The sequence below is a fragment of the Pseudotamlana agarivorans genome (assembly GCF_018860245.1).
Taxonomy (GTDB): Bacteria; Bacteroidota; Bacteroidia; order Flavobacteriales; family Flavobacteriaceae; genus Pseudotamlana; species Pseudotamlana agarivorans_A.
Genome location: NZ_JAHKPD010000008.1, coordinates 283,642 through 305,230, shown reverse-complemented (window position 1 = coordinate 305,230; position 21,589 = coordinate 283,642). Strand labels below are relative to the sequence as shown.

The following is a 21,589-nucleotide window of genomic DNA, read 5'->3' as shown; positions in this document are numbered from 1 at the left end:
TATATGGCCACGAAATATCGTAAATCATATGCTATACAAAACTTCTAAACACCGTGAAACGAAGCAGTAATTCGATGAGTAAAAGCAGTCCCGCTAGCAACACTAACGGACGATACATTTCTTGATAATTGTAAAACTTAAACTCTTCAACATCTGTTTTTTCAAGCTTGTTGATTTCCTCGTAAATGGCTTCAAGCTTTTCATTATTAGTTGCTCTAAAATACTTCCCACCGGTAACCTCAGCGATTTCTTTTAACAACACCTCATCAATTTCAACCTGCACCCTACCGTATTGAAAATTACCATTTGGTAAAACGGCTACTGGCGATAATGCCATTCCATTCGTACCTAAACCAATGGTATACGTTTTAATACCGTATTCTACTGCCAATTCACTTGCAATTTTAGGATCAATAAACCCAGAATTATTAACCCCATCGGTTAATAAAATAATCACTTTACTTTTTGCTTTACTATCCTTTAAACGGTTTACCGCGGTAGCTAAACCCATACCAATAGCGGTACCACCTTCAATAATATTATTGTATTTAATACTTTCTAGAGATCGCAAGACAATAGCTTTATCACTGGTTATAGGTGTTTTGGTATAACTTTCTCCAGCGTATTCTACTAATCCAATTCGATCGCTAGGTCTTCCCTTAATGAAATCGGCAGCTACTTCTTTTAAAGCCTCCAATCGATTTGGCTTTAAATCTTTGGCCAGCATACTTCCAGAAACATCAATAGCCATAACAATATCTATACCACGCGTGGTTTTTGTTCTAGACGACACATCTACCGATCGTGGCCTGGCAAGAGCGGTAATTAAAAATGCTAAAGCCAACAATCGTAAGCCAAACATAAGGTGTCTTAATTTTGGAAGCCAAGAATTTGTAACTTGAAACCCCTTTAAACTAGACATCTTTAATTCGGCCGTTTGCTTTTTGTTTTTAAAAACATACCATAAAATGGCCAATGGAAGCAATAACAGCAGCCAAAAAAACTCTTTATTTAAAAACTCTACACCTTCAAACATTATTTCTCTGCGTCTTTAAGTTCAACTGAATTTAAAATACGAGTCACCATTTGCTCGGCGTAAACGTCGTGTTCTTTATGAAATATTATGATTTGCTGCACCACATTTTCTGAAGCAAACCCTAGCATTACATAGTTTCCTTTTTCAAATTTCTCAGTGCCTTTAATTGGCATATCCATAGACCCGAAAACCTTAATCCCTTCAGCTCCGTTTGGCGTATTAAAGGCTTCGTTTTTAGTAATGATATTTTGGGCTCCTGATGCTTCAAACATTTTCAAACTCGCCTCCAACGATTTATTAATATCAATTTGAGGTTTCGCTTCCCCTTGCCCCTGTGGTCCTTGCTGCCCTTGCGCATTAAGCCTTGTTGTTGCCACTACTAATTGGAATCCATCAATTAAACTCCCATAACTAAATTGGGTTAATTGCATTTTCTGAGCCATCGCCTCAGGTAATTCTGGAGTCGTTCGTTTTAAAACTTTTGGTGTCGTAATAGTTACTGGAGGCATACCATATTTACTGGTTACCCATTCCCCTTCTAAAAGCGCTTTACTACCATGCCCAATAATGGTATCTTTCACATAGTTAAAACCATATTTATAAGAAAAGCCTGTTAATGTGGCTAAAAGTAAAAATGCACTTATTCCAACAGTAAGCCATACTTTTTTACGTTTCTTTTTACGCTCTTGCTCTTCTCTGTATTGTTGGTTTAGTAGTTTTTCTTCCTCAGAAGGTTCTGGTAAGGCTTCTTTAACATGATCGATCTCAACATCAATCGTTTTTCTATCTAATTTAGCCAATTCAATATCTGGCGCAGACTTGGCGAATTTCACTAAATCGGCACGTTTTAGTATGCTTTCTAAATTTTTAATATCCTCTTTGCTTAAATCAACTTGATTGCCTTCTTTAAGTAAATTTAAACGGTTGATAAGCTCGTCGGTTGTACTCTCTAAAGCACGGTCGTATACTTTTTCATCTAGATATTTTCTAATAATAAACGTTAGATCGGAATAATAATCTTTAAGATTTTCATGTTCCAAATAATGACTTTCATCTAAGGTTTTTAAGGCTAATTTCGCACGATCGTAAGGCGGCAATAAGGCTATTTTTTCTTCTTCAGATAATGGTTTCTGTCTCCAAATAAACCAATACAATAAAAACCCAACAATGCTTAAAACTAACAGTGTAACCAAAAGGTATTTCCACCAGTTACTCCCGCTTTTTTCAACAGCAATAATAGGTTTATAATCAAAAAGCCCTTTTGTGGTGTCGATAACCACATTATTCACTTCTACCCGAACAGAATCTGTAAAAAAGGTTTTATCACCTATTAATACTTTCTGTCTAGGAATGGTATATTTTCCAGAATCGAATTGCGTTAACCCGTATTTCTTAATGAGATTGAATTTATCCTTATTCTTTAAGGTATCTACATCATAAGATGCGATCATTTCCAATGGTTCAAAAGTTTGTCCTTCTGGAAAAACCACCAAATTTGTAGAATCGGTTTCCACTTGAATGTGGTAGGTTATTTGCGCACCAATTTTAATAGATGTAGAATCTACCGTCGATTTTACTTGTGCATGTAACGACAAAGCAAAAAGTAAAAACGCGCCAGCAAACAAACTAAGTCGTTTTCTAAGCGTATGTGTCATTTTTTGAGTAATTATACTTATCACTTTAAACTTTTAAATTATCCTCTTCTTTTAAAATAGCCCAATAGCTTTTTAACGTAACTTTCATCCACACGACAATCTATAGTTCCCGCTCCAGCCTTATTAAAACTTTCTTTGTAATAATTCACCTTTTCCTGATAGAATTTGGCGTAATTACGTCGTACAGTTTTAGACGACGTGTTAACCAGCATCAATTCGCCAGTTTCTTCATCTTCCATTTGAACCATGCCTAGGTTTGGAATTTCTTCCTCACGCTTATCGTAAATTCTTATCCCCGTAACATCATGTTTCCCTGAAACAATTTTCATGGTTTGATGGTAATCATCTGCTATAAAATCACTCAACACAAACACGATGGCTTTTTTCTTCATGACATTTTGCAAGAATTTCAAAGCCTCGGCGTAATTTGTTTTTTTGCTTTCAGGTTCAAACTCAATAAGTTCACGAATAATGCGAAGTACGTGAGAGCGTCCTTTTTTAGGCGGTATATAAAGTTCAATTTTATCTGAAAATAAAATCAAACCTATTTTATCATTATTTTGTGTGGCAGAAAATGCTAAAGTCGCTGCTATTTCTGTAACCACTTCATTTTTAAATTGATCGGAAGTTCCGAACAGTTCAGAACCCGAAACATCAACCATAAGCATCATGGTTAACTCGCGCTCTTCTTCAAAAACCTTAACATAAGGTTCACTGTATCTTGCGGTAACATTCCAATCGATATTTCGAACGTCATCACCAAATTGATACTGACGTACTTCACTAAAAGTCATACCACGACCTTTGAAGGTAGAATGGTATTCCCCTCCAAAAATATGATCAGACAAACGGCGTGTCTTAATCTCTATTTTCCGTACTTTTTTTAGTAATTCTTTAGTATCCATTTTTCAATTGTCTATTGAATATTTATTATTGATTAATTCTGAGTTAATAATCAATTGTCAATTATCAATTGTCAATCCTAAGGCACTTCTATTTCGTTTACAATTTTGTTGATGATGTCTACAGACGTTACATTTTCGGCTTCAGCTTCATAAGTAATTCCTATTCTGTGTCTTAAAACATCATACACTACTGCACGTACATCTTCTGGTATTACATAACCACGACGCTTAATAAACGCGTAACATTTTGCAGCAGTTGCCAAGTTAATACTACCACGTGGCGATGCCCCAAATGAAATTAAAGGTTTTAAATCTTCTAATTTATATTTCTCTGGATAACGGGTTGCGAAGATGATATCCAAAATATACTTCTCAATTTTTTCGTCCATGTAAACTTCACGAACCACCTCTTGAGCTTTTAATATTTGTTCCACCGAAACTACTGGACTCACTTTTTCCCAAGAACCTTTTAAATTCGCTCTCATGATCAATTGTTCATCTGCAATTTTCGGATAATCAATCACTGTTTTTAGCATAAAACGGTCAACCTGAGCTTCCGGTAAGGGATATGTTCCTTCCTGTTCTACAGGGTTCATGGTTGCCATCACTAAAAAAGGCTTATCCAACTTAAAAGTTTCATCGCCAATGGTGACTTGTTTTTCCTGCATGGCCTCTAAAAGTGCCGATTGTACTTTTGCCGGCGCCCTGTTAATCTCATCTGCCAATACGAAGTTTGCGAAGATTGGCCCTTTTTTAATAGAAAAATCATTAAGCTTCATGTTATAGATTAATGTTCCTGTAACATCGGCAGGTAATAAATCTGGTGTAAACTGAATTCTACTAAAACTGCCATCTACCGCTTGTGATAAGGTATTAATCGCAAGGGTTTTTGCTAAACCAGGAACACCTTCTAATAAAATATGTCCTTGACCCAATAACCCGATAAGCAAACGTTCAACCATGTGTTTCTGACCAACAATAACCTTGTTTATCTCACGCATTAACAAATCAACAAAAGCACTTTCTTTTTCAATTTTTTCGTTGATCGACTTAATGTCGATTGCACCTGTTTCTTCCATCATTTTTTATTTAATTAAAAGCCCGAATATACTTTCTTTATTTGAGGACGCAAAATGTTAAAAATTTTACTGTAAACATGTTAAAAATTGGTTAAAAATACAGATAAACACCAATCACTGCGGTATTTAACAAATTATTATTATAAGCTTTTCTTAAATGCCTTTTTTAGTGCTTTAGCTCTCAAAATATTAAGTTTCAAAATGTTAATTTTAAAATTAAATACAATCAAGGTTTACTAAATTTCTTTTAAGTATTTTTAGAGAAATATTGCTTATAACTTTATAAAATCATGACTAAAACTGCACTTATAACAGGAGCTACTAGCGGCATTGGAGAAGCCACTGCGTATGAATTCGCTAAACAAGGTATTCATTTAATTCTCTGTGGCCGACGTGTAGAACGCCTAAACACCATTAAAGTCGCTCTAGAAAAACTAACTATAGTTCATACTTTAAATTTTGACATTCGCGATAGACACAAAACTTTTAAGGCCATTGAATCGCTACCTGAAGCCTTTAAAAATATTGATATTTTAATTAATAATGCTGGAAATGCACACGGCTTAGACCCCATTCAAGATGGCGATTTAGACGACTGGGACACTATGATTGATATTAATGTTAAAGGACTACTTTATGTGAGTAAGGCAATCATTCCACAAATGACTGAAAGACATTCGGGACACATTATTAACATTGGATCTTCGGCAGGCAAAGAAGTTTACCCAAAAGGCAATGTGTATTGCGCGAGTAAACATGCCGTTTTAGCGATTACAGAAGGTATGCGTTTAGATTTAAACCCCTACGGCATAAAAGTTACAGCTATAAACCCAGGCATGGTAGAAACCGAGTTTTCAAAAGTGCGCTTTAAAGGCGACCCTATTGCAGATTCCGTTTACCAAGGCTTCAAAGCCCTAGAAGCAAAAGATGTTGCAGAAATCATATATTTTGCTGTGTCCCGACCAGCTCATGTAAATATTGCTGATCTGCTTGTGTTTCCAACAGCCCAAGCAAACAGCACCACCGTTCAAAAAGAATTATAAATCTATAATTAAGGGATACACGCATTCGCGGAAATGAACGCTATGATTAACAAACGCTTACTTATAAAACACCTTTTGGCTCATAATGACGAGAATAGTTTTTACGACAAAAAACGTAAAATAGACATTGGTCAGAAAGAAGGAAAAGCGAAGTTTTTGAAGCATGTTTGCGCACTTTCCAATAGTAATCCGAAAAACAATTCGTTTATAGTTATCGGTGTTGAAGATGACGACAACACGATTATTGGTGTCGATTTTTTCGATGATAGCAAAATTCAAAACCTCATTAACGCCTATTTAACCAACCCACCAATTGTTCAATACGAAAATATTCCATTTCCACATTTGCCTAACAACAAAGTGGTTGGTTTAGTAACTATTAGGCCTAATGATAAAATTACCTCGTTAAGAAAAAACATTTGGAAATACTACGGTGGCTCCGTCTTTTTTAGAGATGGCAGCATGAGCATGCCAAAAGTCTTCGACATCGAAATTAAAGATGTGAATTCTAAAATTGTTTCTGCCATTGAAAACAACGCTCAAAACAATATAGAACACACTTTAGATGGTGTTTTCGACTTCATGAACAGTCGTGTGGACTACAACGCACAATACAAAGTCTTTAAAGAGTATTTTGTGGTTTGTTGGGCCGGACAAAAAAAATTAGTAAAAGACGAAATTTACTATTCCCGTGTTGACATCGAACTGATAAATGAAAGGGTACGGTTATTTTTTTCGGCCTTGGATGAAGTCTCGATCAATATAAACGATAATCAATTCAAAATCATTGAATATGTAAATTTAGGCCTTCAAGGCACCAATCGGTATTACCCTTTAGAAGAAACGCTTATTAAATTTGAAGATAATGCCCAATATAGCATAGAAACCGCTTTATTATTTGAGCCACCAATATTTGATAAAAAAATTCTACACCACATCTATAACGCGAATAACGCGATTATCAAAAAGTTAAAAAAAGGCTTACCCCTTACTCCTGCTGAAGAAATTGACTTAAAAAACTTACCAGAAACCTATTTAATTTGCTATCTCAACAATTTTGAAAATGCCATAAACAAGCTTACAGAAGCCAAGTTTTATATAAAAAACTACGACCAAGACACTTACAGACTCTATAAAGAAACCTTGCGAATACTAAGAAAGGTACGCTATAATTAACATTTGTTAATAACTTTGAATTAATTTATTCAAATATGTGGGAAAAAACACTAATTTAGCGTCGCTATTAATCTTTTTAAGATATGACCTTGCTTCTCCCATTTGCTATTTGGACTTGAAGCGAGGTCTTTTTAATTCTAGACACTTCAATTACACCGAGATTCACAGAGGACTACGCCGCGTCGCAATGAGAAGAATATTAGACACCGATTTTACCAATTTTCACGTATAAAATTATTTCCAAAACTCGTCAGCGAGATTATCAACAAAATCATGATCTTGATGAATCGCCTCAATTTTAGCGAATTGCGCCTCCGTTGCTACTTTTTGAATTTCAGGAAATAATACACGCTCCTCAAATCGGATATGATCATTTACCGCCGTTTCTATTTCACGCAAGGTATTGGCCACATCATCTTGTTTAGAGAATAATTCGATGATATTTTTATGATCCTCTAAGGCCTTTATCTTTAAATCATGACCATCTTTAAGCAGTGAAAAAACATGTTTTTCTTCAATGTCAAAATGCGGAATCAAATGGTTCTTAAAAAACCAATCGGCATAGGTTTTTATGCGATCTGGAGCAATACCCTTACTAAAACCCGTTTTAATTTTCCAACACAAAAGCAAACCGTGATGATGTTCGCGACTTAACGGTTGTAAGGCTTGATGACGTTTTTGTGGTTTATGTTCCATTGGAATTTACTTTTAAAATGATTTGATTTCAACATAAAATTATGCCTCATAAATTTATAAATAATTTTATGAGGCATAACTAAATATACTGAATTAAAGAAAATCGAAATTAAATACTCTTGGAAATGAAAAAATTATTTACGTCGCTTCTTCTTAGACTTAAACTTCGCTTTATTCTTCCGCTGATTAAAAGGAATAGCATCATCAAAAGTATGTTTCGCCTCACCTTTAGGTTTGTTTTTACGCCATTTATCATTTTCTGGAAGCAAGACTTTTAACAAATCCTGACGCCCTAATTTATTTAAGGTGTTTTTTATCCAAGCTTTATTTTCATCCTTATACCAGAAGAAAAAACGGTGTTGCTCTTCTTTTTCTTTAGCTGAAATAGGTGTTTTTACTTTTTTAAGCGTGTACGGATGATAACCACTATAATAAATTACGGTAGCCACCGTCATAGGCGTTGGTGTAAACCCTTGAACTTGCTCCAACTGAAAGCCCATATCTTTGGTTTCAGCAGCTAAGTTTGCCATATCTTCAGCTTCACAAGCTGGATGATTCGATATGAAATAAGGAATAAGTTGAAGCTTCAACTTATTCTTAATATTTATCTTATCAAAACGTTCTTTAAACATGTGAAAATACCTGAAAGAAGGTTTACGCATCAATTTTAAAACAGGATCACTGGTATGTTCTGGCGCTACTTTTAATCGTCCGGAAATATGCTTCGTCATCACTTCTTCCGTGTAAGCATCTAACTCTTTCGGATCGGCATTTTTATTAAATTCTGGCACCAACATATCATGTCGGATACCACTACCGATAAAAGATTTTTTAATTTTTGGGTGACTATCAACCGCCTGATACAATTTCGTTAACGGCTTATGCGATGTATCTAGATTACTACAAATTACAGGCGAAATACAAGACGGCGCCACACACTTATCACATATGGATTGTACCTTACCTTGCATTTTGTACATGTTGGCACTTGGCCCGCCAATATCAGATAAATACCCTTTAAAATCAGGCATATTCGCGACTTTATCGACTTCACGAAGTACAGATTCCTGACTTCTAGAAGCAATAAACTTCCCTTGGTGTGCAGAAATCGTACAGAAACTACAGCCTCCAAAACAACCACGGTGGATGTTTATAGAAAACTTAATCATTTCAAAAGCTGGAATTGGTCCGCGCTTATTGTATTTTGGGTGTGGTAATCGTGTATAAGGCAGTTCAAAAGACGCGTCAATTTCATCTTCCGTCATGGTTGGGTACGGCGGATTAATCATCAAGGTCTTATCACCTATCTTCTGAAAAATACGGCGTGCTGCCAACTTATTACTCTCCTGTTCTATAGTTTTAAAATTGGAAGCATAAGATTTTTTATCCTTTAAACAGATTTCATGGGATTGTATTTCAACATCTTCCCAGTTGCTATTCTTCGGAATTTTTTCATCTGAATCTACCAAAACAGCCGTTTGCTTAATAGTATTGATACTACTAAAAGGCACCCCTTTTTGCATTAAACGCACCACTTCACGTAAAGGTTGTTCGCCCATTCCGTAAACCAGCATATCAGCTTTTGATGTTTCTAAAATAGAAGGCATCAACTTATCACTCCAATAATCGTAGTGGGTTACACGACGTAATGACGCTTCAATCCCGCCAATAAGCACAGGAACATCAGGCCATTTTTCCTTTAAAATTTTTGAATATACGGTAGTCGCGTAATCAGGTCTAAAACCAATATCACCATTAGGTGTATACGCATCTTTATCACGACGTTTTTTATTGGCGTTGTAGTTGCTAATCATAGGATCCATACAACCACCTGTAACAGCAAAAAATAATTTTGGCGCACCCATTTTCACAAAATCCTGAAGATTATCGTTCACATTAGGTTGTGGCACCACCGCTACTCGGAGTCCGTAACTTTCTAAAATACGACCAATAACCGCAGGACCAAACGATGGATGGTCCACGTAAGCATCTCCGCTAAACAGTATCACGTCGAGCGCATCCCAGCCGCGTATTTTCACCTCTTTGTTTGTGGTAGGTAACCAATCTGAAAGTTGTAATTCTTGCATAGCGCTGCAAATTTAGTCAAAATTCAACAGCTTACAATAATTATAAGATTTTGATTAACAGCTGTTTATTTAATATTTTCGTCTTTCAATGTAGAAAAAGACCATTAGGAAGCATAAAACTTAAAAATAGGAGGTCTACAAATCGCCCGGCAAATACTTATTTTCTAAGTCGTAATAAGCCAAATACTTCCATTTTTTTAAAACCCCAACGTAGTAATTATAAGGTTTATGTTGAAAAAACTTCGTTTCCTTTTTATACCAGGCCCCGTCTTCATGTTGAACCAGATCACTAAATTCATCTTCAGTAAAACCAGTGCTATCAACTTCTATTTTAGGGTAATCAAATTTTGGCAACTCCTTACGAGCTCCAGTTGGGAAATAATTGATGTCGGCCACAAAATCGGGCATAGCAATACTACCGAATTTAAAATCTAGAATCTTATTAATTAAAGCATTACTATTATTAATGTATTTTGTTAATCCACCTTCAAACAAGCGAATAAAAGCATCTTGGCCTAGCTTTTTAGGTTTAAACTCTCTAGTTCCTAAAAGCCAAGAGACCACCTTTTCTTTAGTCACTAACTGCTCTTCTTCATAATTAAAAGGCATATAAGGCACCGGGTCTTTAGGGTTAATAATAGAATAACTGGTTCCAGTTTTACTGTATCTCGCGTCATACTCTTCGGCAAACTCCTTATTCCCAGACATGGGCTGCGCAAAAGCATAGGTTTTATAATGGTTTTCTTCAGACAAATCACCTTTTGGTAAATTCTCCAAATAAGCACGTGTTAAAGTAGCTAAAGCACCTCCTTGACTATGACCTGTGATGATAATGTGATAAATACCATTTTCGTTAAGGGCATTAATCTGCTCTTCTAATTCTTCAGAAATTATAACTACCGTTAAGGCATAACCTGCATGAACGGCTGCCATCTCATCTTCCGCAAATTTATAGTCATAGGATTGCTCATTCAGCATCATACTTCCGCTTGCAGGAATCATGGCCGAATAACAGTTTTCAATCCAACTAACCAGTTTTGCAGTAGAACCGCGAAAATTTATAACACCAATAGAATCATTCTGATAAACTTCAAATTTGTTATCCATACTCAAGATATCTGAAGTATGACGTAGCTGAAAGCCTTCAGGAATGATGGCTTCATTGCTCTGAAACTGTTCCTGAAAATTAAAACTATTACAAAAGGCAATGGCTGTAACAGCTTCATCTGCATTAAACCCTGCGGTCATTTGCGATGAAACACTGATGCTATTCAGCAAAAAAATAAAAACGATGAAAATTCTCATAGAGCTATAACATGGGATTGTATTTATTATTGTATTGTTATATTGTTACACGGAGATTCACAGAGGTTTCACAGAGTTTCGCCGAGAATTATGATTTAATATTGATTATTACACAGAGAAATATTAACTACTAATACACCATGCTCCTGAATATTTATTTCAGACACAGATTTCACAGATTTTTTCAGATTTTTTCACGTTTTCAGCTTTGCGTCTTCGCGCCTTTGCGAGAGAACACCTTATTATATAGAAGGTTTTCAGAGCTGCACAAAGTTATATTTTTGACACGAATTTCACGAATTATCACGAATTTTTACATCCAGAATCTGTGTTAATCTGTGAAATCTGTGTCTAAAAAACGTTCTATGAGTCTCTGAGAAACCTCTGTGTATCTCGGCGTAATTTTACCAGTTAAGACTGTTTAACAACTACAAATCAATAGCCTTCAAACTCTCAATTCTATTTCTCACTAAGAAATCATCAATGGTTTCGAAATGCTCAATAACACGTTGGTCTTTAAATTCGAATACCTTATTAGATAATCCCTGTAGAAAATCTCTATCGTGCGATACTAAAACCAAAGTACCGTCAAACTCCAATAAAGCTTCCTTTAAAACATCTTTCGATTTTAAATCTAAGTGATTTGTAGGCTCATCGAGAATAAGCAAGTTTACAGGTTCTAGTAATAATTTCACCATGGCTAACCTGGTTTTTTCACCACCTGAAAGCACACCTACTTTTTTATCAATCGCATCACCTTTAAACATAAAGCGACCTAAAATATTTTTTATTTGCTTTCTAACATCGCCTTGCGCGACTTCGTCTACTGTTTGAAAAATCGTCAATTCTTCATCTAATAAAGCAGCTTGGTTTTGTGCAAAATACCCAACTTGCACATTATGCCCTAAAGCACATTCACCTTCAACATCAATTTGCCCTAAAATCGCTTTAATCATGGTTGATTTCCCTTCACCATTTCTTCCAACAAAACACACCTTTTCACCACGTGCAATAGACATACTAGCGTTTTTAAACACGACGTGTTTATCATAAGATTTAGAAACCTCTTTTACAATAACCGGATAATCACCCGAACGTTGGGTTTTAGGAAAACGGAGTTTTAATGCTGAAGTATCAACATCATCCACTTCAATAATCTCTAACTTTTCAAGCATACGCTCGCGCGAATTCACTTGATTGGTTTTCGAGTAAGTACCTTTAAAACGCTCAATAAAGGCCATATTATCGGCAATGAATTTTTGTTGTTCTTCGTAAGCCTTGATTTGGTGCGCTCTACGGTCTTCACGCAATTGTAAATAATGCGAGTAATTCGCTTTGTAATCATAAATACGCCCCATAGTAACTTCTATAGTCCTATTAGTAATATTATCGATAAAGGCTTTATCGTGTGAAATCACAACTACAGCATTCGCTTTATTCAATAAAAAATCTTCTAACCAAATTACCGACTCTATATCTATATGATTGGTAGGCTCATCTAAAAGAATTAAATCTGGCTTTTGTAATAAGATTTTAGCAAGTTCAATACGCATACGCCAGCCGCCACTAAACTCACTTGTTAATCTGGTAAAATCTTCTTGCTTAAAACCTAAACCTTTTAAAGCCTTTTCAACTTCAGCATCATAATTAACATCTTCTAAAGCATAAAAGGTTTCACCTAAATCTGATACACGCTCAATAAGTTTCATGTACGCATCAGACTCATAATCGGTACGCGTTTCTAATTGCTTATTCAGCTCGTCCATTTCATGGCGCATTTCATAAACATGACTAAAGGCTTTTGAGGCCTCATCGAACACCGTAGCGTTATCTTCAGTTAATAAATGTTGAGGCAAATAAGCAATAACAGCGTCCTTTGGAAATCGCACGTGTCCTTTAGTACCACTTTGCACACCAGCTATAATTTTCATCATAGTGGATTTACCGGCACCATTCTTTCCCATTAATGCAATTTTATCGTTAGCATTGATGGTAAATGAGACGTCGCTAAACAAAGTATGTCCACTAAATTCTACTGCTAAATTATCTACTGAAATCATATTCTAAAAATTAAAGCCGCAAAACTAATAAAAGCATCCTATTGACAACCAAATATTTATTGAATTTTGAGGCAGATTTAAGAAACAAGAAAGCGCTAACATTTTTAGTTAATAACTCAGATTAAAAATAAGTGAGCTCACTATTTGGTAATCAAATATATAATCGTAAATTTGCAAACTCTTTTTAAGAGAGGAATGTTTAATAATTAAAAAATAATTAGTGTGGACACATTAAGCTACAAAACGATTTCAGCCAACAAAGCTACTGTAAACAAACAGTGGGTTGTTGTTGACGCTGAAGGTCAGGCGCTTGGACGTTTAGCTTCTAAAGTTGCAAAACTTTTAAGAGGTAAACACAAGCCTAACTTCACACCTCACGTTGATTGCGGAGATAATGTAATCATTATCAATGCTGAGAAAATCACGTTATCTGGTAACAAATGGAACGATAAAAGTTACATTCGTCACACGGGATACCCAGGTGGACAAAGAAGTTTAACTGCTACAGAATTGTATGGAAAAGATCCTGCAAGAGTAGTAGAAAAATCAGTAAAAGGAATGTTACCTAAAAACAAATTAGGTGCCGATTTATTCCGTAACCTAACAGTTGTTGTTGGTGAAAAGCATGCACATGCTGCTCAAAAGCCAAAAACAATTAACTTAAACGAATTCAAATAATGGAAGTAATTCACAAAATTGGCCGTAGAAAGACGGCTGTTGCTCGTGCTTATGTTTCTGCGGGAAGCGGTAACATTACGATTAATAAAAAAGACTTAACTAATTACTTTACTACAGCTACTTTACAGTACAAAGTAAAGCAACCTTTAGTTTTGACTAACAATGACAGCAACTTTGATATTACTGTAAATGTATATGGAGGTGGCATCACTGGTCAAGCAGAGGCTGTTCGTTTAGCAATTTCTCGCGCTATGTGTGAGGTTGATGCTGAGAACAGATTAACTTTAAAACCAGAAGGTTTATTAACTAGAGATCCAAGAATGGTAGAGCGTAAGAAATTCGGTCAGAAGAAAGCGCGTAAGAAATTCCAATTCTCGAAACGTTAATATTATCACCCTCAACTCGATTGGGAATGGCCTCATAGCAGTCTCAATCTGGTTGAATTTTAAAAAAATTAAAAACAAGTTATTGTTGTCCTGATTGAAAAACAGGATTTAGTTTAGCATCTAAATGCAGCCAAAGGCGCAAGCCAAATGGAACATTGCTAATTCAACAGAACGTAAACTATCACAAAAATGGCAGTAGAAGTAAAAGAATTACTTGAAGCAGGTGTACACTTTGGTCACCTGACGCGTAAGTGGGATCCAAATATGGCCCCTTATGTATATATGGAGCGTAATGGTATCCATATTATAAACTTATACAAAACAGCGGCTAAAATTGAAGAAGCTGGAGCAGCACTTGCTAAAATTGCAGCTTCTGGACGTAAAATTTTATTCGTTGCAACAAAAAAGCAAGCAAAAGATATCGTTGCTGAAAAAGCTGGAGATATTAACATGCCTTACATCACAGAAAGATGGCCAGGTGGTATGTTAACTAACTTTGTTACTATTAGAAAAGCTGTTAAGAAAATGGCTTCTATTGATAGAATGAAGAAAGATGGTACTTTCATGACCTTATCTAAAAAAGAACGTTTACAAGTTGATCGTTTAAGAGCTAAGTTAGAGAAAAACTTAGGTTCTATTACTGATATGACACGTTTACCAGGTGCTTTATTTGTTGTAGATATTAAGCGTGAGCATATCGCGATTAAAGAAGCTCAAAAATTAAACATTCCAATTTTTGCAATGGTTGATACCAACTCTGATCCACGTCAAGTTGATTATGTAATTCCTGCAAATGATGACGCTTCTAAATCGATAGATAAAATTTTAACTCACGTAACATCTGCAATCGCAGAAGGTTTAGCAGAACGTAAAGCAGAAAAAGATGCTTCAGCTTCAGCTAAGGACGACGCTCCTAAAGCTAAAGCAGCACCTAAAGCAAAAGCAACTGCTGAAGAAGAAGAATAAATAACATTTACACAACACAAATAAGTCGTTTAGTTCTTTTCTTTACAGAAAATGTATTGAACGACTTTTTTAAATTATAATAACTATGAGTACTACAGTAAAAGTAACAGCGGCTGAAGTTAACAAATTAAGACAAGCAACTGGCGCAGGAATGATGGACTGCAAGAAAGCTTTAGTAGAAGCTGAAGGTGACTTTGATAAAGCGATCGAAGTTTTACGTAAAAAAGGACAAAAAGTAGCAGAAAAAAGAGCTGACAGAGATTCTTCTGAAGGTGCTGCTGTTTCTAAAATCAATGCAGACCAAACTGCTGGTGTTGCTATTGTATTAGGTTGTGAAACTGATTTCGTTGGTAAAAACGAAAACTTTTTAGCTTTAGCTAATCAATTAGCAGATATCGCTTTAACAACTTCTACAAAAGAAGCGTTTTTAGCTGCTGATTTTGGTGGAATGACTGTTGCTGAAAAATTAGTTGAGCAAACAGGTGTTGTTGGTGAGAAGTTAGAAATCAACGCTTTTGAAAAATTAGAGGCTGCTTTCGTTGGAACTTACGTGCACATTAACAAAATTGCTGCTTTAGTAGGATTAACTGCAAAAGTTGATAATGCTGAAACTTTAACTAAAGACGTTGCTATGCAAGTAGCATCTATGGGAGCAACTTCATTATCTTATAAAGATTTTGACCCTGCCTACGTAGCGTCTGAAACTGAAGCAAGAATCGCTGTTATTGAAAAAGATAATATCGAATTAGGTCGTTTAGGTAAAACACTTAAAAATGTACCTTCTTATATTTCTATGCAACAATTAACTCCTGAAGTTATCGCTAAAGCTGAAGAAGCTGCAAAAGCAGAATTACAAGCTGAAGGTAAACCAGAAAAAATCTGGGATAGAATTTTACCTGGAAAAATGGAGCGTTTCATTTCTGATAACACCACTTTAGATCAAGAACAATGTTTATTAGATCAAAAGTTTATCAAAGATGAAAAGCAAACTGTTGCTGCTTACGTATCTACTTTCGGTGATGTTGAAATCTCTGGATTCAAACGTGCTTCTGTAGGATAGTATTATTCCTGTGAATCCCGACAACTATCGGGAAGGAATCTCAAATAAATAAAAACCACCATTCTAAGTTTTAGAATGGTGGTTTTTTTATTCCTAAATTCTGAATTCATATAAATTAAAAAAAATAAAAATTTTATGTAGTTTTGCTAAACTTTAATTCCCGTGCAAACGGGCACATTCAAATTGATTAATCCATTCCATGAAATACAAAAGAATATTACTAAAACTCTCAGGTGAAGCCTTAATGGGAAATCACCAATATGGCATTGACCCAGAACGTTTAGCAGAATATGCTCAAGACATAAAAACGATTACAGATAAAGGTGTACAAGTAGCCATAGTTATTGGTGGGGGTAACATTTTTAGAGGTCTTTCTGGTGCCAGTAAAGGAATGGATCGTGTACAAGGCGACCATATGGGTATGCTGGCTACTGTAATTAATGGATTAGCCTTACAAGGGGCTTTAGAAGACGCTGATATCCCTACGCGTTTACAATCGGCTATCAAGATTAACGAGGTTGCCGAACCTTTTATTCGCAGAAAAGCCATTCGCCACCTTGAAAAAGGACGCGTTGTAATATTTGGAGGCGGTACCGGAAATCCGTACTTTACTACCGATTCTGCAGCTGTTTTACGTGCTATAGAAATTGAAGCCGATGTTATTTTAAAAGGAACCCGTGTGGATGGTATTTACAATGCCGATCCCGAAAAAGATAAAACCGCTGTTAAATTTACTAGCATTACATTTGACGATGTTTTAAGAAAGGGGCTTAAGGTCATGGACACAACAGCTTTTACTTTAAGTCAAGAAAACGAATTACCAATTATTGTATTCGATATGAACACCATTGGAAACCTTCTTAAAGTAGTTTCTGGAGAAAATATCGGAACCGTAGTTAACATATAAGACTCACCAATTTTTGCTTTAATTACAAGAATTTAAAATCATGGACGAAGACATTAAATTTATATTAGACACCACTAAGGAAGCCATGGATAATGCGATTATCCACCTTGAAAAACAATTTGTAAATATTAGAGCTGGTAAAGCTAGCCCGGCCATGCTTGGTAGCGTAATGGTAGACTATTATGGTTCTCAAACCCCATTAGGTCAAGTAGCCAACGTCAATACACCCGACGGTAGAACGATTACAGTACAACCTTGGGAGAAAAATATGCTACAAGAAATAGAACGCGGAATCGCTTATTCTAACCTTGGCTTTAATCCAATGAACAATGGTGATATTATCATTATTAATGTACCACCTTTAACAGAAGAGCGTCGTAAAGATTTAGCAAAACAAGCAAAAGCTGAAGCTGAAGATGCCAAAGTAAGTATTAGAACGGCTCGTAAAGATGCCAATAATGATATTAAAAAGAACGACGATATTTCGGAAGATTTAAAGAAAAATGCTGAAATTGATGTGCAAACTTTAACCGATAAATACGTTAAAAAAGTTGATGAAGTCTTTGACAATAAGGAAAAAGAAATCATGACTGTATAAATTAAAGAGACTGTCTAGAAAGTAAAGTTTTCGTCAACCTGAACTTAATTCAGGTTATTATAATGATTGATTATCAATATGATGCAATTCTGAAATAAATTCAGAATGACGTACTTTAATACTTTTTATACAGCCTCTTTTTTAATTCGCTGTTATTATGAGGTTGCAATAATGCTAAAACGTTCTATTTTTTTACTGCTTCTACTTTCTTCAAGTTTTGTAAGCTCGCAATCTCTGGCAGAGCATCAATTAGTAACGGCTTCAGACACACTAAAGAAGCACCTTTTCTTAAAAAGTATAGGTACAGGATACTTCCCTACTAAGTATTTCAATTTCGACTTGAGATATCTCATCAAATTTAACCAATATGAAGGTATTAGAACGGGTATTGGCGGAGTAACCAATAACGATTTCTCGGAAAAATACCGTATTAACAGTTATGTGGTTTACGGGTTTAGAGATAATCGTTTTAAATATAGTATTGGCGGCGGTATGCGCTTATCAGAAAACACCAATACTTGGTTAAACTTAGCCTATACCGATGACCTTCAAGAAACAGGGAGCACCAAATATATTACTGACGATCGCGTATTTCAATTCTTTGAACCCCGTTTACTTAACATCGATCTATTTCATAAACATGTCACCACAGCACTAACCCTAGAACACCAAATAAGTGACCACTTATTAAGTAAACTTGATTTTGCCGTAAGCGATATTGACCCCACTTATAATTATGCTTATGTGCTTAATGGTAAAAACTATTCAACCTTTAATTTAACAGCAGGTATTTTAGGTTTTCAATGGAGTCCTTTTAGTAGATTTAAAGAAACCATACTTGGTACACAAGAAGTAAAATCAGGCTTTCCTAAGTTTTCATTTCAATACACAAAAAGTTTCCATGATGTGATAAACGGTGATTTTAATTTTACCAAATTAGATTTTAGAACCATTTTTGAAATTGGTAACGAAAACAGTCATTTTGCACAAATAATTTTAGTTTCAGGAATGGCAATTGGTGATACCCCCCTAACACATCTTTACCACGCCTATCCAAATAACATCAGAAAAGAACAAATTTTACAACGCTTTTCGGTAGCCGGACTAAATAGCTTTGAAACCATGTATTTTAATGAATTCTTTTCAGATAAATTTTTCACTTTTCAGCTAAAGTATTTCATAAAACCCTTTCAAGTCACCGACAGATTTAAGCCTCAATTGGTTTTAATTACGCGTTATGCCTTGGGTGACATGGATAATCAAGACCGCCATCAGGGTATCACATTCGATACTTTAAATTATGGATATACCGAATCTGGTTTTGAACTTAACAAACTACTTTATGGTTTTGGATTAAGTTTCACCTACCGTTATGGTGCCTATTACCTCCCTGATTTTAGTGATAACATTGCATTTAAATTCACATTTAACGTCTCACTTTAGGTATTATGCTCCTTTTTCCTAACTTTGCCACACTTTAAAATAAAGCATGCTTAAACTATTTACTGAAGATTTTTGGGACGCGGTCGCTAGACTTATTTTACGAAATAAAATAATCATACTGGTTTGTATTGTCGTAGCCACCATTCTTTTAAGTTTGAATTGGAAAAACATGCGCTTCACGAATACCGAAGCCAATTTATTACCAGACGACCACGAAGTCAATCTGAATTACAATAAATTCTTAGAAACTTTTGGAGAAGAAGGAAACTTAATCATTATTGGTGTTAAAGACCCTAGCCTTTTTACTGTTGAAAAATTAAACGCTTGGAACAATCTTGCCAATTCGTTTAAATCAAGCCCCGCTGTAGAATCTGTACTTTCCATAAAAGATCTACAAAAACTTGTTAAAGATACCGAACATGAAAAGTTTATACTAGAACCTTTCATTAAAGACTCCATAACATCGGTAGCACAATTAGATAGCCTTCAAAATGATTTGTTTGAAAAATATCCGTTTTACGATGGTTTTTTATTCAACAAAGAAAGCAAAACCTTACGTACGGCTGTTTATTTAAAAAAGGACATTGTAAACACTGCTGCCAGAAAAAATTATGTGCTTGACGACTTTATTCCAAAAATAAAGGCCTTTGAGCAGACATATAATTTGGATGTACGTGCCTCGGGAATGCCATATATAAGGACATTAAATGCACAAAATATTATTGATGAGATTGGCATGTTTCTTTTTGCAGCACTCGTAGTAACATCTCTAATATTCTTTTTCTTTTTCAGGTCATTTAGAGCCACTTTCATTTCTATTGTTGTGGTTTGTATTGGTGTGATGTGGACCTTTGGAATTATTGGGTTCTTACATTATGAAATCACCGTTTTAACGGCATTAATTCCACCGTTAATTATTGTAATCGGGATTCCAAACTGTATATTCCTTATTAATAAGTACCAACATGAAGTTAAATTACATGGTAATAAGGTAAGATCATTACAGCGTGTAATTACTAAAGTGGGAAATGCCACTTTAATGACGAACGTGACAACAGCTTCTGGTTTTGCCACTTTTATACTAACAGAAAGTAAACTCTTAAAAGAATTTGGTATTGTAGCCTCAATAAGCATTCTGGCTATTTTCATGCTGTGCTTACTAATCATCCCTATTGTTTATACTTTTTTACCATACCCTAAGGATCGCCATTTAAAACACCTAAACAGAAAATGGATTGGTGGTTTTGTAAATTGGATGGAAAACATGGTGAAGCATAGACGCATTACCATTTATGTGACGTCCTTAATACTTCTTATCGCAAGTATTATTGGTGTTTATCAAATAAAAATCTCTGGAAGTCTTATCGAAGACATGCCACAAAAATCGGAATTTGTTCAAGACATTCGTTTTTTTGAGGAAGAATTTAATGGTATTATGCCCGTTGAAATAATGGTTAATACCAAACGTAAAAAAGGGGTCATGAAGCGTACCACCCTTAAAAGGATGAACGAACTTGAAGAATTAATTCTTGAAACACCCGAATTATCTAAACCCGTTTCGGTGGTTGGTCTGGTAAAATATTCCAAGCAAGCGTACTATAACGGTAATTCCAAATACTATCAGTTACCTACGGCTCAAGAGAATAGTTTCATTTTATCATACGCCAAAAATTCAACAACCGATTCTGATATCGACATGCTCAAAAATTTTGTGGATAGCACCGGTCAATATGCTCGTATCACTACATTTATGAAAGATATTGGTACCGACAAAATGGAGCGTATTGAAGAAAATCTACTCACCAAAATAGATAAAGTTTTCCCTAAAGACAGATATGATGTTACCTTAACAGGAAAAGCTTTAGTTTTTCAAAAAGGAACAAAATATTTAGTTAAAAACTTAATCGTATCCCTGTCATTAGCCATCGTATTAATTGCTTTATTTATGGCCTATATGTTTAAATCTGGGAAAATGATTATTATTTCATTAATTCCAAATTTACTACCATTAGTTATTACCGCTGGCTTAATGGGTTATTTAGGCGTACCGCTTAAACCCTCTACCATATTAGTATTTAGTATCGCTTTTGGTATTTCTGTGGATGATACCATTCACTTTTTAGCCAAATACCGACAGGAATTACAAGCCAATAAATGGCGAATTAAAGTTTCAGTTTATGGGGCACTACGAGAAACAGGAGTTAGTATGTTCTATACCTCAATTGTACTTTTCTTCGGTTTTTCGGTTTTCACAATTTCTAGCTTTGGAGGCACCGTAGCATTAGGGGCTTTGGTTTCGGCTACACTCTTATTTGCTATGTTGGCCAACTTGTTATTGCTACCTTCTTTATTATTGTCTTTGGAACGTAATATTGCTAACAAGAAAGAGTTCAAAAAACCTGCTATTAACGTTATTCCTAACGATGATAAAATTAAAAACTCAAAAAGCTAGAAATTACAGTTTAACATCATTTTTAGCTTTTAAACCGAAATTTAATATCATTTTTTA

The 21,589-nt window shown here is 35.2% G+C and carries 18 protein-coding genes; 10 read left to right on the top strand and 8 right to left on the bottom strand.

Annotated elements, in window-relative coordinates; all coding sequences use genetic code 11:
* Positions 1 to 31: 31 nt before the first annotated feature.
* The 4 genes from KO493_RS04110 to KO493_RS04095 all read right to left on the bottom strand — a co-directional run bounded on the left by KO493_RS04110 (position 32) and on the right by KO493_RS04095 (position 4,675).
* Positions 32 to 1,036, bottom strand: coding sequence for a vWA domain-containing protein (locus tag KO493_RS04110; RefSeq protein WP_216066672.1), 1,005 nt, complete (start codon positions 1,034 to 1,036; stop codon positions 32 to 34).
* Complete coding sequence (locus KO493_RS04105) at positions 1,036 to 2,691, bottom strand: BatD family protein (protein ID WP_216066671.1); 1,656 nt, start codon at positions 2,689 to 2,691, stop codon at positions 1,036 to 1,038. Before KO493_RS04105 ends, KO493_RS04110 begins: the two co-directional genes overlap by 1 nt.
* Positions 2,692 to 2,729: 38 nt before the next feature.
* Positions 2,730 to 3,596, bottom strand: coding sequence for a DUF58 domain-containing protein (locus tag KO493_RS04100; RefSeq protein WP_216066670.1), 867 nt, complete (start codon positions 3,594 to 3,596; stop codon positions 2,730 to 2,732).
* A gap of 77 nt (positions 3,597 to 3,673) precedes the next feature.
* A complete protein-coding gene (locus tag KO493_RS04095) occupies positions 3,674 to 4,675 on the bottom strand; it encodes an AAA family ATPase (RefSeq protein WP_216066809.1) in 1,002 nt (333 codons plus the stop codon).
* A 290-nt stretch (positions 4,676 to 4,965) separates the two neighbouring features.
* Here KO493_RS04095 and KO493_RS04090 point away from each other — a divergent pair, with 290 nt between their 5' ends.
* Both KO493_RS04090 and KO493_RS04085 read left to right on the top strand, forming a co-directional pair.
* Positions 4,966 to 5,718 carry an SDR family NAD(P)-dependent oxidoreductase gene (locus KO493_RS04090; protein ID WP_216066669.1) on the top strand — a complete coding sequence of 251 codons (753 nt, stop codon included), beginning with the start codon at positions 4,966 to 4,968 and terminating at the stop codon, positions 5,716 to 5,718.
* Positions 5,719 to 5,760: 42 nt separating this feature from the next.
* Positions 5,761 to 6,894: an ATP-binding protein gene (locus KO493_RS04085; RefSeq protein WP_216066668.1), complete on the top strand. Its 1,134-nt coding sequence runs from the start codon at positions 5,761 to 5,763 to the stop codon at positions 6,892 to 6,894.
* 234 nt (positions 6,895 to 7,128) lie between these two features.
* On the opposite strand, the gene KO493_RS04080 is transcribed toward KO493_RS04085, so the two are convergent.
* From KO493_RS04080 to KO493_RS04065, 4 genes are all read right to left on the bottom strand, one after another.
* On the bottom strand, positions 7,129 to 7,590 hold the full coding sequence (locus tag KO493_RS04080) for a hemerythrin domain-containing protein (protein WP_216066667.1): 462 nt from the start codon (positions 7,588 to 7,590) through the stop codon (positions 7,129 to 7,131).
* Between the two features lie 134 nt (positions 7,591 to 7,724).
* On the bottom strand, positions 7,725 to 9,677 hold the full coding sequence (locus KO493_RS04075) for a YgiQ family radical SAM protein (protein WP_216066666.1): 1,953 nt from the start codon (positions 9,675 to 9,677) through the stop codon (positions 7,725 to 7,727).
* 135 nt (positions 9,678 to 9,812) lie between these two features.
* Positions 9,813 to 10,982, bottom strand: coding sequence for a lipase family protein (locus KO493_RS04070; protein ID WP_216066665.1), 1,170 nt, complete (start codon positions 10,980 to 10,982; stop codon positions 9,813 to 9,815).
* Positions 10,983 to 11,410: 428 nt separating this feature from the next.
* Positions 11,411 to 13,042, bottom strand: coding sequence for an ABC-F family ATP-binding cassette domain-containing protein (locus KO493_RS04065; protein ID WP_216066664.1), 1,632 nt, complete (start codon positions 13,040 to 13,042; stop codon positions 11,411 to 11,413).
* Between the two features lie 222 nt (positions 13,043 to 13,264).
* On the opposite strand from KO493_RS04065, the gene rplM reads away from it, so the two are divergent.
* The 8 genes from rplM (at position 13,265) to KO493_RS04025 (ending at position 21,532) form a co-directional block, all read left to right on the top strand.
* Positions 13,265 to 13,720 carry a 50S ribosomal protein L13 gene (rplM, locus tag KO493_RS04060; RefSeq protein WP_216066663.1) on the top strand — a complete coding sequence of 152 codons (456 nt, stop codon included), beginning with the start codon at positions 13,265 to 13,267 and terminating at the stop codon, positions 13,718 to 13,720.
* On the top strand, positions 13,720 to 14,106 hold the full coding sequence (gene rpsI / locus KO493_RS04055; RefSeq protein WP_067145102.1) for a 30S ribosomal protein S9: 387 nt from the start codon (positions 13,720 to 13,722) through the stop codon (positions 14,104 to 14,106). Before rplM ends, rpsI begins: the two co-directional genes overlap by 1 nt.
* Before the next feature lie 189 nt (positions 14,107 to 14,295).
* On the top strand, positions 14,296 to 15,072 hold the full coding sequence (gene rpsB / locus KO493_RS04050; RefSeq protein ID WP_216066662.1) for a 30S ribosomal protein S2: 777 nt from the start codon (positions 14,296 to 14,298) through the stop codon (positions 15,070 to 15,072).
* Positions 15,073 to 15,157: 85 nt separating this feature from the next.
* A complete protein-coding gene (gene tsf / locus KO493_RS04045; protein ID WP_216066661.1) occupies positions 15,158 to 16,132 on the top strand; it encodes a translation elongation factor Ts in 975 nt (324 codons plus the stop codon).
* A gap of 199 nt (positions 16,133 to 16,331) precedes the next feature.
* Positions 16,332 to 17,039, top strand: a complete 708-nt coding sequence (gene pyrH / locus KO493_RS04040) for a UMP kinase (RefSeq protein ID WP_216066660.1) — start codon at positions 16,332 to 16,334, stop codon at positions 17,037 to 17,039.
* A gap of 40 nt (positions 17,040 to 17,079) precedes the next feature.
* On the top strand, positions 17,080 to 17,637 hold the full coding sequence (frr, locus tag KO493_RS04035; RefSeq protein WP_216066659.1) for a ribosome recycling factor: 558 nt from the start codon (positions 17,080 to 17,082) through the stop codon (positions 17,635 to 17,637).
* 105 nt (positions 17,638 to 17,742) lie between these two features.
* Complete coding sequence (locus tag KO493_RS04030; RefSeq protein WP_252723150.1) at positions 17,743 to 19,080, top strand: hypothetical protein; 1,338 nt, start codon at positions 17,743 to 17,745, stop codon at positions 19,078 to 19,080.
* A 46-nt stretch (positions 19,081 to 19,126) separates the two neighbouring features.
* The gene (locus tag KO493_RS04025; RefSeq protein WP_216066658.1) at positions 19,127 to 21,532 is read left to right on the top strand and encodes an efflux RND transporter permease subunit; all 2,406 of its coding nucleotides are present in this window, start codon (positions 19,127 to 19,129) and stop codon (positions 21,530 to 21,532) included.
* The last annotated feature ends 57 nt before the right edge of the window (positions 21,533 to 21,589 follow it).